The sequence below is a fragment of the Gaetbulibacter sp. PBL-D1 genome (assembly GCF_050509525.1).
Taxonomy (GTDB): domain Bacteria; phylum Bacteroidota; class Bacteroidia; order Flavobacteriales; family Flavobacteriaceae; genus Gaetbulibacter_B; species Gaetbulibacter_B jejuensis.
Genome location: NZ_JBNWKB010000002.1, coordinates 244,341 through 257,251 on the forward strand (window position 1 = coordinate 244,341; position 12,911 = coordinate 257,251).

General features: G+C 33.3%; 16 protein-coding genes. All 16 read left to right on the forward strand.

From position 1 onward, the window contains the following. Positions 1–375: DUF5687 family protein (locus ACQ0RB_RS03060; protein WP_430496409.1), on the forward strand; the 375-nt coding region annotated here is incomplete at its 5' end. A gap of 12 nt (positions 376–387) precedes the next feature. Beyond that, a complete protein-coding gene (locus ACQ0RB_RS03065) occupies positions 388–1,095 on the forward strand; it encodes an ABC transporter ATP-binding protein (protein WP_430496411.1) in 708 nt (235 codons plus the stop codon). A 105-nt stretch (positions 1,096–1,200) separates the two neighbouring features. Continuing rightward, positions 1,201–3,744 carry a tetratricopeptide repeat protein gene (locus tag ACQ0RB_RS03070; RefSeq protein WP_430496413.1) on the forward strand — a complete coding sequence of 848 codons (2,544 nt, stop codon included), beginning with the start codon at positions 1,201–1,203 and terminating at the stop codon, positions 3,742–3,744. Between the two features lie 37 nt (positions 3,745–3,781). After that, positions 3,782–4,189 (forward strand): bactofilin family protein, encoded by a 408-nt coding sequence (locus ACQ0RB_RS03075; protein WP_410504191.1) that lies wholly within the window; start codon positions 3,782–3,784, stop codon positions 4,187–4,189. Then, positions 4,134–4,385 carry an AtpZ/AtpI family protein gene (locus tag ACQ0RB_RS03080; protein WP_262710993.1) on the forward strand — a complete coding sequence of 84 codons (252 nt, stop codon included), beginning with the start codon at positions 4,134–4,136 and terminating at the stop codon, positions 4,383–4,385. The genes ACQ0RB_RS03075 and ACQ0RB_RS03080 overlap by 56 nt, the downstream gene beginning before the upstream one ends. 3 nt (positions 4,386–4,388) lie before the next feature. Then, positions 4,389–4,790, forward strand: coding sequence for a hypothetical protein (locus ACQ0RB_RS03085; protein ID WP_129759740.1), 402 nt, complete (start codon positions 4,389–4,391; stop codon positions 4,788–4,790). A gap of 123 nt (positions 4,791–4,913) precedes the next feature. Further along, on the forward strand, positions 4,914–5,996 hold the full coding sequence (gene atpB / locus ACQ0RB_RS03090) for a F0F1 ATP synthase subunit A (RefSeq protein ID WP_129759739.1): 1,083 nt from the start codon (positions 4,914–4,916) through the stop codon (positions 5,994–5,996). A gap of 19 nt (positions 5,997–6,015) precedes the next feature. After that, positions 6,016–6,222 (forward strand): ATP synthase F0 subunit C, encoded by a 207-nt coding sequence (gene atpE, locus ACQ0RB_RS03095; protein ID WP_007647348.1) that lies wholly within the window; start codon positions 6,016–6,018, stop codon positions 6,220–6,222. 81 nt (positions 6,223–6,303) lie between these two features. Continuing rightward, a complete protein-coding gene (locus ACQ0RB_RS03100; protein WP_129759738.1) occupies positions 6,304–6,798 on the forward strand; it encodes a F0F1 ATP synthase subunit B in 495 nt (164 codons plus the stop codon). 60 nt (positions 6,799–6,858) lie between these two features. Then, entirely contained in the window at positions 6,859–7,395 is a 537-nt protein-coding gene (gene atpH, locus ACQ0RB_RS03105; protein ID WP_335973051.1) for an ATP synthase F1 subunit delta, read from the forward strand. Positions 7,396–7,424: 29 nt separating this feature from the next. Beyond that, positions 7,425–9,005, forward strand: a complete 1,581-nt coding sequence (atpA, locus tag ACQ0RB_RS03110; RefSeq protein WP_134198372.1) for a F0F1 ATP synthase subunit alpha — start codon at positions 7,425–7,427, stop codon at positions 9,003–9,005. A gap of 36 nt (positions 9,006–9,041) precedes the next feature. Further along, entirely contained in the window at positions 9,042–9,902 is an 861-nt protein-coding gene (gene atpG / locus ACQ0RB_RS03115) for an ATP synthase F1 subunit gamma (protein WP_129759735.1), read from the forward strand. 152 nt (positions 9,903–10,054) lie between these two features. Beyond that, a complete protein-coding gene (locus tag ACQ0RB_RS03120) occupies positions 10,055–10,555 on the forward strand; it encodes a hypothetical protein (RefSeq protein WP_129759734.1) in 501 nt (166 codons plus the stop codon). Positions 10,556–10,579: 24 nt separating this feature from the next. Beyond that, the gene (locus ACQ0RB_RS03125; protein ID WP_430496419.1) at positions 10,580–11,038 is read left to right on the forward strand and encodes a hypothetical protein; all 459 of its coding nucleotides are present in this window, start codon (positions 10,580–10,582) and stop codon (positions 11,036–11,038) included. A gap of 52 nt (positions 11,039–11,090) precedes the next feature. Then, on the forward strand, positions 11,091–12,521 hold the full coding sequence (locus ACQ0RB_RS03130; RefSeq protein WP_430496421.1) for an oligosaccharide flippase family protein: 1,431 nt from the start codon (positions 11,091–11,093) through the stop codon (positions 12,519–12,521). Then, the coding region (gene dut, locus ACQ0RB_RS03135; RefSeq protein WP_430496423.1) for a dUTP diphosphatase at positions 12,518–12,911 on the forward strand (394 nt) is incomplete at its 3' end. The genes ACQ0RB_RS03130 and dut, both read left to right, overlap by 4 nt.

Below are 12,911 nucleotides of genomic sequence, written 5' to 3' on the forward strand. Positions count from 1 at the left end.
CCTTATGTGTATTTTGGGTGGAATATTCTGTTAGCACATGTAGCTGCAGCAATATATAACATTGGTGTAAACACACACGTGATTTTATTAGGAGGTTCATTTAACAGAAAGAAGATAGACCTCAATCAACGTGCTGCGTTTAATTATCAAGGTACAGGAGCTGTTCAGTGGTTAATTGGGCTTCCGCTTATGCTATTGCCATTAGCTATTTTTGGAGTTTCTTACTGGTTGACCAACTTTGAAATAGCCTGTTTAATATTAGCACTTTTAGGTGTTGTAGGAATTGTTTTCCATCAAAAATTAATGAAATTAATAGTCGATAAATATTTGGCTTCAAAATATAAAATGATTGACGCATTTAGTCAAGATTCTTAAAAACTAAAAACTATGATTGTAACTTCTAATCTTTCAAAATCTTACGGTAGCAAATCTGTTTTAAACATTGCTGATTTAAATATTCCAAAAGGTCAAAGTTTTGGTTTGGTTGGTAATAATGGTGCAGGTAAAACCACATATTTCAGCTTGCTATTAGATTTAATTCAACCTACTACAGGCTACATAAAAAACAATAATATAAAAGTAAATGAAAGCGAAGACTGGAAGCCTTTTACTTCGGCATTTATTGATGAAAGTTTTTTAATAGGCTACCTAACACCAGAAGAATACTTTTATTTTATTGGCGAACTTCGTGGTCAAAACAAAGCCGATGTTGATGCTTTGGTGGCACAATTTGAAGACTTCTTTCATGGTGAAATACTTAACCAAAAGAAATACTTAAGAGACCTTAGTAAAGGAAACCAAAAGAAAGCTGGTATTGTTGCTGCTTTAATAGGCAATCCAGAAGTTATTATCTTAGATGAACCTTTTGCAAACCTTGATCCAACGACACAAATAAGACTAAAAGCTATAGTTAAAAACCTAGCCGAAAAACAAGGTATTACGGTTTTAATCTCTAGTCATGATTTACTTCATGTTACCGATGTTTGCGAACGTATAGTTGTACTCGAAAAAGGAGAAGTAGTGAAAGACTTAGTTACTAGTGAAGCCACATTAAAAGAGTTGGAAGTACATTTCTCGGGTTCGGAAACCGTTTAAAAACCATCCGTTTTTTCAATATAATTCAAAAAGATGCTTATTTTTACAGCAATACATAATATATGTAGCTGTTTTTAGTTATCTATAAACCAAATACAACCAACGTTGAACACATCTTTTAGAACTATATTGATCCTATGTTGTGCAATATTACTTGTAACATCTTGTTCTCGTAAAAAAAATAAGTTTTTAAACAGGAACTTTCATGCACTAGGAACAAAGTACAATATTCTTTACAATGGCGACATCGCTCTAGAAAAAGGTAGAGAAAGTGTCGATAATGCTTTTACTGATAATTATTGGGAGCTCCTTCAGGTAGAACGTATGGAAGACCTTGAAGAAGTGGTGCTTCCTGGTCAATCTAAAAATCAGGATTTTGAACGTGCCGAAGAAAAAGCCATAAAGGCAATTCAAAAACACGGAATGAATATTCAAGGAAAAGAATACAATCCGCAAATTGATGAAGCTTATTTGTTGCTTGGGAAAGCAAGATATTTTGATCAGCGTTTTGTACCTGCATTAGAAGCCTTTAATTATATTCTCTACAAATATCCTGCTAGTGATAAAATCAATACTGCAAAAATATGGCGAGAAAAGGCTAACATAAGGTTAGAAAACAACGAGCTAGCAATAAAAAACCTTAAACGCCTTTTAGAACAAGAAGAATTAGAAGACCAAGATTTAGCTGATGCTAATGCAATACTTGGTCAAGCTTACATAAATATTAAAGCGAAAGACAGTGCTTTAACAAGGTTAAACTTAGCTGCTGAAATAGCAAAAAAACACAACGAAAAAGCACGTTACAATTACATTGTTGGGCAGTTGTATAATGAATTTGGAAAAAAGGATAGTGCAAACTTAGCCTTTGACAAAATCATTGATATGCACAGGAAAATTCCAAGACCGTATTACATAAATGCGCATTTAGAAAAAATAAAGAATTTTGATGCTAACGACGGAAATGTATTAGAGTTTGAAGAGTATTTGGTCGACTTAGAAGAAAACAGAGAAAACAGGCCTTTTTTAGATAAAATCTATTATTATATTGGTGAGTATTACAGAGGGAAAACCTCTGATAGTATTGCAGAATCCTACTATAACAAATCGCTTAGAACCAACAGTCAAGACAAGCAGCTAAAAGCATTTGATTATTCCATTTTAGGAGACATGAGTTTCGATAGAGCAGAGTATAGTATTGCAGGAGCGTATTATGACAGCACCATGAGTAACATGGTATTAAACTCTAAACCATATAGAATCATCAAACGTAAGAGAGACAACCTTGAAGACGTTATCCGATATGAAGACATTGCGCAACGCAACGACAGTATTCTGGATTTAGTAAATATGTCTGACGAAGATAGACTAGCGCTTTTTAAGGCATTTACTGATGACTTAAAAGCTAAAGCAGAGGAAGAAGCCGAAAGAAAAGAAATTGCTGAACGAAAATTATCTGCAGCAGCAGCTTCAAACGATCTTAATTCAAAATCATCAAACAGCAAGTTTGCAACAAATAAAAGTGGAGGAGAAACTTTTTACTTTTACAATTCCACAACTGTGGCTTATGGAAAAAGCGAGTTTGTAAAAACTTGGGGAGACCGAACACTTAAAGATAATTGGAGATTATCAGCAGGAATTGGCGCATCAACAACTTCGCAACAAAACACCGACATAACTCAAGGCGCTTCAGAAGAAGAAATTTACAACCCTGAGTTTTACATTGCTAAAATTCCAACCGATCAAAAAGTGTTAGATAGTTTAGCTAAGGAACGCAATTTCGCATACTATCAATTAGGAATAATCTATAAAGAAAAGTTTAAGGAATATGTATTAGCAAAAGACAAGCTTCAACAATTGCTAAAAAACAATCCTGAAGAACGATTGATTTTACCTTCTAAGTATAATTTATATAAAATTTACGAAGAGTTAAATTTAAACGATGAAGCCGAAATAGCTAAAAACGATATTATTGCTAATTATCCTGACTCTAGATATGCTGAAATACTGCTGAATCCTCAGTCAGAATTTTCAAAAGATGAGAATAGTCCTGAAAGCTTATATGAGAGCCTTTATCAATTATTTACAGAACAAGAATATGCTGAGGTCATCAATGGCTGTGAAGAGAATATAAAGCTTTTTGAAGGCGATATTATAGTGCCAAAGTTTGAATTACTTAAAGCATCTGCAAGAGGTAGGCTTTATGGGTTTGAAGCTTATAAAGAAGGGGTGAATTATGTGTCGCTTAACTATCCAAATTCCGAAGAAGGAAAACAAGCACAAGAAATAATGAACAAAGTAATTCCTGTGCTCTCTAAAAAGGAGTTTGTAGATAATGCAACAGCTAAAAACTTTAATGTAATTTACAGGTTTAATGCCGATGAGGACATTAAGGAGTTTGTTGAAAAACTCAACAAGGCTGTGTCGAATATTAGTTATTTTGATTTAACGACATCAGTTGATGTTTATGATGAAAATACTAAATTTGTAGTAGTTCATGGTTTAAAAAGCGTTGAAGGAGCTTCAGGTTTTGCCGAAATACTTGAAGAAAACAAGCATAAAATTGTAAAAGAGCACTTTGCAATATCTTCGCCTAACTATGCCATAGTACAAATGCACAAAAACATAAATGAATACCTAGAATCTCAATAAAATTTAACCTATGTTTTCGGATCAAAAAAGAGGAAGAATGGCAACAGAAACAATTTCACAACAAAATAGCATTGCTAAAGGCACCACAATTACAGGTGATATTATTAGCGATGGTGACTTTAGGATTGAAGGGACTGTTCAAGGTAATATTAAAACACCTGGTAAAGTTGTAATAGGAAGAACAGGAGTTATCAATGGAACTCTAAAAAGTTCTAATGCAGATATCGAAGGGAAATTTTCAGGAAAGCTTATTCTTTCAGACACCTTATCATTAAAATCCTCTGCTTTTGTAGAAGGTGAAGTTGAGGTTGGTAAACTTGCTGTAGAACCAGGAGCTACTTTTAATGCTACATGCGCAATGAAAGGAGCAATTAAAGAATTAAGTAAAGGTGGCGAGTTACAACGACCAGCACAAGAAAAGCAAGGACAAGGGCAATCAGCTTAATGCTTATGCTAAACTTTCGGGTTTGGTTTTTCAAATGGCTGCTATTATTGCAATAGGAACATTTTGCGGTGTCAAACTCGACGAAAAATTCCCAAACGAACACAACCTTTATACAATTGTATTATCATTTGTATCTGTAATTGTATCAATTGTTTTTGTAATAAGACGTATTATTGCAAATTCAAAAGACAATTAAGTTATGAATTCAGCTTTTAAATCTAGGCAACTTTCTTTTTTAGTACAAAACATAATTTTTACGCTAGTACTTTTTGGGTTACATAGCTATCTATTATCATATTTTGCAACAGACATTTCTTTTTTCTTCCCTGTTTGGCAAATCTATGTATTTCATTTTGTTATCACTACGTTGCTTTATACAGTAATAAACTATAAATACTCTAGTGGAAAGACTGAGGTTTTTAATGTGTTTATGATGAGTACATTTTTAAAAATGATATTAGCCATTGTGTTTTTATTGCCTCTTCTGCTTTCTGATAAAGAGAATAGACAACCTGATGTTTTCAATTTCTTTATTCCTTACTTTCTGTATTTATTTTTTGAAGTCTTTTCACTTACAAAGTTTCTTCAGAAAACCCCTTAAAAATGAGTTGTTTCGCCGAAAAAATCTAGGGTTTAAATAATCCTTAAAATAGTGTTGGACAATTAATATAATGTACGTACATTTGCACGGAATTTAAAGCAAGGTATTTTTAAGTAATACACAATGACATTAAACACCTTTAAAAGCGCACTATTTTCTGTTCTGTTTTTAACCGTATCATTTTTTGGTTATGCTTCAGAAGATGCTCATTCTGAGAACAAAGAGGAATTCAATCCTAAAGAGATGATTTTGCATCACGTAAAAGACGCTTACGGTATGCACATCATAGATATCAATGGACACCCAATTTCTATCCCACTTCCTATTATACTTTATACTGATAGTGGATTAACAACATTTATGTCTTCAGAGTTTCACCACGATTATAATGGAGAAGTAGTTGTTGAAAAAGATGGGCAACGTTTTGTAAATGTTCATGAAAAAATTTACCGATTAAATGATGGTGAAACAACAGTAAAATATGATGCAGAACATCATCCTATTAATGCTGAACGTCCTTGGGATTTTTCAATAACAAGAAACGTTTTTATGATGTGGGTTTCAGTTATTGTATTGCTTTTCATTTTCCTTACTACTGCAAAACAGTACAAAAAATCAGGTAACTACGTGCCAAAAGGAATTGCAAGTTTCATGGAGCCTCTTATTGTATTTGTAAGAGACGAGATTGCAAAACCTATGATTGGTGAGCACAAGTATAAGCGTTTTATGCCATACTTGTTAACTGTATTTTTCTTTATATGGATTAACAACATTTTCGGTTTAATTCCAATTTTAAATGGTGCTAACCTTAGTGGTAACATTGCGTTTACGTTCTCTTTAGCATTTTGTACTTTTTTAATAACAACATTTAGCGGAAACAAACATTATTGGAAACATATTTTCTGGATGCCTGGTGTACCAGTACCAATGAAAATATTTTTAATGCCTATTGAAATTGTAGGTATGTTCGTAAAACCAATTTCATTAATGATTCGTTTGTTTGCAAACATTACTGCTGGTCACATTATTATACTAGCTTTAATGTCGTTAATATTCATTTTTGAAACCATTGCTGTTGCACCAGTATCTATAGCGTTCTCATTATTTATTGGGATTATAGAAATTGTAGTAACTGCAATACAAGCATATATTTTTACAGTATTATCAGCGCTATACTTTGGTATGGCAACAGAAGAAGCACATTAATTAATTTAAATTTTATATTATGACTATTACAGGAATCGCAGCAATTGGAGCTGGTTTAGCAGCAATTGGAGCTGGAATGGGAATTGGAAGAATCGGTGGATCAGCTATGGATGCTATGGCTCGTCAACCAGAAATCCAAGGAAAAATCCAAACTTCAGCACTAATCTTAGCAGCCTTCGTAGAAGCAGTAGCTTTATTTGGTGTTGTTGCAGCATTAATCGTTTAATGATTAACAAGAAACTACAAAAGTAGCGGTTGGCTGCTTTTGTAGTTTATTTTAAAATTTAAGTTATAAAGACATAAAACCATGGATTTAATAAAACCAGATTTTGGACTCGTATTTTGGTCGTTAATTACATTTGTAATTTTACTTTTTGTTTTAAGAAAATTTGCTTGGAAACCTATTCTTGGTGCAGTAGAAGATAGAGAAGAAGGTATCAAAAGCGCTTTAGCATCTGCTGAAAACGCTCGTAAGGAAATGGAAAATCTTAAAGCAGATAATGAGCGCATCTTACAAGAAGCTCGTAGCGAACGTGAAGCTTTGTTAAAAGAAGCACGTGAGATTAAAGCCAAAATTATTGCAGATGCTGAAGAAGATGCACAAGCTAAGGCTAGCAAAATGATTGAGCAAGCACAAGCTGCAATTGAAAGCGAAAAGAAAGCTGCAATGGCAGAGCTTAAAAACCATGTTGCAGGTTTATCATTAGAAATTGCAGAAAAAGTAGTTCGTGAAGAACTATCTAACAAAGACAAACAATTACAATTAGTTGAGTCTATGTTAGGTGAAGCAACATTAAACTAAAACAAGTATTAACTAAACAATAAAAGTCCTTTCCTTAAAAAAGGGTTTAGTATTAGGAAAATGGCAGGAGCAAGAGCAGCAGTACGTTACGCAAAAGCAGTTTTAAGCTTAGCATCAGATCAAAACACAGCAGATGCTGTAAATAATGATATGAAGCTTATAGTAAACACTATTGCAGAAAACAAAGATTTAAGCAACATGCTTCAAAGTCCTATTGTAAGGTCTTCGGTAAAAAAAGAAGTATTGTTAGAGGTGTTTAAAAACACAAACTCAGTTACAAGTAATTTAATTGATACACTGATTGCTAACAAAAGAATCTCTCTTATAGGCGAAACAGCTTCTAAATACAATCAGTTATACGACGAGTTAAAAGGAACACAAGTTGCAAAAGTTACAACTGCTGTACCTATTACTGATGATTTAAAAGCAAAAGTTTTAGCTAAAGTAAAAGAACTTACAGGAAAAGAAGTTGAAGTTGAAAATATTGTAGATGAAAGCATTTTAGGTGGTTTTATCTTACGTGTTGGAGACATTCAATACAATGCAAGTATTGCAAATAAATTAAACAAACTAAAAAGAGAATTTACATTAAACTAAAGATAGTTTTATCTTAAATAAATAATAAGATGGCAGAAGTAAAACCAGCTGAAATATCAGCAATCTTAAAACAACAACTTTCAGGTTTTGAAGCAGGTGCTTCATTAGATGAAGTAGGAACAGTATTAACTGTTGGTGATGGTATTGTACGTGCTTATGGACTTTCAAATGCGCAATACGGAGAATTAGTAGAATTTGAAGGCGGATTAGAAGGTATTGTACTAAACCTTGAAGAAGATAACGTAGGTATCGTATTATTAGGTCCTTCTAAAGTAATCAAAGAAGGTTCTACAGTAAAGCGTACAGGACGTATCGCATCTATTAACGTAGGTGAAGGTATTGTTGGTCGTGTGGTTGATACTTTAGGTAACCCAATTGATGGTAAAGGTGCTATCTCTGGTGATACTTATGAAATGCCATTAGAGCGTAAAGCTCCTGGTGTTATCTACCGTCAGCCAGTAAACGAACCATTACAAACAGGTATCAAATCTATTGATGCAATGATTCCTGTAGGTCGTGGACAACGAGAGTTGGTAATTGGTGACCGTCAAACTGGTAAAACAACAGTTTGTATTGATACCATCTTAAATCAAAAAGAATTTTATGATGCAGGTGAGCCTGTATACTGTATATATGTTGCTGTAGGTCAAAAAGCATCTACTGTAGCAAATATTGCTAAAACTTTAGAAGATAAAGGCGCTTTAGCATATACAACAATTGTTGCTGCAAACGCATCAGATCCTGCTCCAATGCAAGTATATGCACCTTTCGCAGGAGCTGCAATTGGTGAGTATTTTAGAGATACTGGTCGTCCAGCTTTAATTATCTATGACGATTTATCTAAGCAAGCGGTAGCTTACCGTGAGGTATCTTTATTATTACGTCGTCCACCAGGACGTGAGGCGTACCCAGGAGACGTTTTCTACTTACACTCTCGTTTATTAGAGCGTTCTGCTAAAGTAATTGCTGATGATGCTATTGCTAAGGACATGAATGACTTACCAGAGTCGTTAAAGCCAATCGTTAAAGGTGGTGGTTCTTTAACAGCATTGCCAATTATTGAAACTCAAGCAGGTGACGTATCAGCATATATCCCAACTAACGTAATTTCGATTACAGATGGCCAGATATTCTTAGAGTCTGATTTATTTAACTCTGGTGTGCGTCCAGCAATTAACGTAGGTATCTCTGTATCTCGTGTAGGTGGTTCGGCTCAGATTAAATCAATGAAAAAAGTAGCAGGTACATTAAAATTAGACCAAGCACAGTTCCGTGAATTGGAAGCTTTTGCGAAGTTTGGTTCTGACCTTGATGCTGCAACTCTTAATGTAATTGAAAAAGGTAAACGTAACGTTGAGATCTTAAAACAAGCTCAAAACGATCCATTTACTGTAGAAGATCAGGTAGCTATCATCTATGCAGGTTCTAAAAACTTATTAAGAGATGTTCCTGTAGAAAAAGTAAAAGAATTTGAAACTGATTATATTGAGTTCTTAAAAGCAAAACACAGCGACGTGTTAGCTACTTTAAAAGCAGGTAAATTAACTGATGAGGTTACAGATACATTAAGTACTGTAGCAAAAGAATTATCAGCTAAATATAAAGCATAATAATTACGCTCACGCAAGTGAGTTCATATTTACAATATGGCAAACTTAAAAGAAATACGTAATAGAATATCTTCGGTATCTTCAACGATGCAGATTACTAGTGCTATGAAAATGGTATCTGCTGCAAAGTTAAAGAAAGCACAAGATGCTATTACTGCAATGCGACCTTATGCAGATAAGTTAACTGAACTTTTACAAAGTTTAAGTGCAACTTTAGATGCAGATTCAGGAAGCAAGTTTTCTGATCAACGTGAAGTTAAAAAAGTATTAATCGTTGCTATTACTTCAAACAGAGGTTTGTGTGGTGCTTTCAACTCAAATATCATTAAAGCTGTAAGCAAACTAACTTCTGAAACGTATGCAAATCAAGAAGTATCTTATGTAGCTGTTGGTAAAAAAGCAAATGATGCTTTTAAAAAGACCAATAAAGTTATTGCTAATAAGAGTGAAGTTTTTGACGATTTAACTTTTGATAACGTTGCTGAGATAGCTCAAATGCTTATGGATAAATTCGTAGCAGGAGAGTATGATAAGATTGATATTGTTTACAACAAGTTTAAAAATGCAGCAACACAAGAAGTAATGACTGAACAGTTTTTACCAATTGTTCCTGTTGAAGCTGATGCTAATGTAAACTTAGATTATATTTTTGAACCTTCAAAAATTGAAATCGTTGAACAATTAATTCCTAAGTCATTAAAAACACAATTGTATAAAGGTGTAAGAGACTCATTTGCGTCTGAACATGGAGCGCGAATGACTGCAATGCACAAAGCAACTGATAATGCTACTGAGTTAAGAGATCAATTAAAGTTAACTTATAACAAAGCACGTCAAGCTGCTATTACCAACGAAATCCTTGAAATTGTTGGTGGTGCTGAAGCATTAAACAATTAGACGCAGTCAAATGTGTTTTGAATAAAACTAAATACTGTCATGCTGAACTTGTTTCAGCATCTCATAATACAAAAGAAACCTCACCAAATCGGTGAGGTTTTTTTATGGCATTGATTTTGAAATAGTATCTTTATAATCGTTAAGTTTTAGAAATGAGATTAATAAAACACACTTTATATTTAATAGCTTTATTAGTTATGTTAGGATTCTATCAATGTTCTAGTGCGCAAAAACTGCAAGAAAAGGCTCCAGTTAATTTTGGAGAGGTCTACTATCAAACATGGAATGCTGGTGTAAAAGAAGGAGGGTCAGGTACAAACGTTTTTATCACTGTAAAAGAAGATAAAATCGTATTGGACAGTATCTATTTTAGAGGACAAGGAGTAAAGCTTGAACGCTTTGAGAAAGACGCTTTAGTTTATGTTGGCAGGTTTAAATCTATACAAAACAAAGACATTGTATTAAGTAGCGAAATGAACGAAGAGCATAAAAATCAATTGCCTTATTTACCATCTCAACTGCCTTTTAAACTTGAAAATGACGAATGTGTTATAACTTACAAACAACACGGAAAGACAAACTATTTTAAGATTTCAAATATTATTGAAAAACCTACGTTAAATTACCCAAGTCCTCCTCCCAAAAAGGACTAATCCCAAATCTTAAAATCTTAACCTATGAGACCTCTTAAACCAATCCTTCTGTTTCTCATTATTACCTTAATGGGATGCTCAAATGCTTATAAGTTACAAAAGCAAGCACCTTTTCAGTATACCAGAGCCTATTATCAGGTATGGATATCCAATATTAAAATAGGAAGTGAAGGTATCGATTTTCATATTGCCAACTTAACGCCTAACAATAATGTAGTTATTGATAGTATTTATTTTAGAAACTTAAAAGGAGCATTAACACCTGTTAAAGGAAAATACGTTTCAAGATTAATTAAACGCAACCCAATTTCCGAAGGTCATCATCTAGCATTAATTAAGGAATTTCCATTCAAAATTTCTAATAGAGAATGTGTGGTAAGCTATAGAGAAAATGGAGAAAAAAAATATTTTAAAATAAGTAACCTTGTAGAAAACGAAGGTATTTATTATGAAAACGGACCTCCAAATTCCCAATCAGATTGACATTGCATTTCCTTTTTTAAAACAGTATCTTTAGCAGAGTAAAAAATCACTCTTGGGCGCATTAAAAAAGTTTTTTAAAGACACTATTATCTATGGTTTAGCAACAGTTTTACCTAGATTAATGAACTTTGTTTTAGTGCCACTACATACCGATACTTTAGAAACCACAAGTTATTCTGACAACACAACGTTTTATGTGTATGCTGCTTTTTTTAATGTATTGCTAACTTATGGTATGGAAACTGCTTTCTTCAGGTTTTTTAGTAAAAGTGAAGAAAAGCACAAGGTCTTTTCTACTGCATTAATAAGTTTAGTAGTTTCTACTGTTTTGTTCTTTGCAGCTGTCTTTAGTTTTAATCAACAACTTTCAGAGCTAGTAAATTTAGACCAAACCTACTTTAATTTGTTATTGGGTGTATTGGTGTTAGATACACTTGTTGTAGTGCCTTTTGCGTATTTAAGAGCAACAGGAAGACCAATAAGGTTTGCTTCAATAAAACTTTCTAATATACTCATATATGTTGCGCTGAACTTCTTTTTTCTTTGGGCAATACCAGAGTTTGGAATAGAGTTTTCTAGTTATGACAGTAGCAACTTAGTAAAGTACATATTCATTGCTAACCTTGTAGCGAGCATAGTAACGCTATTGTTACTGTCACCTTACTTTTTTAAGACAAAGCTTCAATTTAGCACGACAGTTTTTAAGCAACTTCTCAATTATGGTTGGCCAATAATGGTTGCTGGACTAGCGTATGTAATTAATGAGAATTTTGATAAATGGCTTTTACCAGAATTGTTAGGAAAAGATATTAATGGAGCATATAGTGGTTGCTATAAAATTGCAGTTTTTATGACCATTTTTATTCAAGGATTTAGGTTAGGAGCAGAACCGTTCTTTTTTAATCATGCTAAAGAACACAATGCAAAAGAAACCTATGCGACTATAATGAAATACTTTGTGATTTTTGGAAGTTTCATGTTGGTCTTTATAGTAGCTTATCTCAATATATTCAAAGAACTTATTGTTAGAGATGAAAGTTACTGGATAGCAATAGATATTGTTCCTATAGTGCTTTTAGCAAATCTTTGCTTAGGTATTTATTTCAACCTTGCTATTTGGTATAAGTTAACTGATAAAACGCGCTACGGAATGTATTTATCAATCGTAGGAGCTATAATCACAATTGGGTTCAATTATATAATGATTCCTAAAATTGGGTTTATGGCTTCCGCTTGGGCAACTCTAGCAGCTTATGCTGTTATGATGTTATTGTCATATGTTTTAGGACAAAAACATTATCCTGTTCCATATGATTTAAAAAAGATAGCTCTATACTTAATTCTAGCAGTAGTAATGTCAATAATAGTATTAAAAACCAATAGCAACTATTACCTAAATACAGGCTTAGTTTTATTATTTTTGGCGATAGTATTTGTTTCTGAAAAAGAACAAATCAAACAACTCTTAAAAAGAAAACAATGACCATAAAAATCATTAACAAATCCAATCACGCTTTACCTAACTACGAAACCATTGCTTCTGCAGGAATGGATTTACGTGCTAATTTATCTGAATCTAGAACCTTAAAGCCATTAGAGAGAAGTATTGTAGGTACAGGGTTATTTATGGAACTTCCTATTGGTTATGAAGCTCAAGTGAGACCACGCAGTGGTTTAGCAGCCAAAAAGGGAATTACAGTGCTCAATGCTCCAGGAACTATTGATGCTGATTATAGAGGAGAGATAGGAGTTATTTTGGTAAACTTATCTAATGAAGATTTTACTATCCAAAATGGTGAGCGTATTGCACAATTGGTTATTGCAAAACACGAACGTGCAGAATGGGAAGAAGTTCAAGAACTTTCTGAAACCT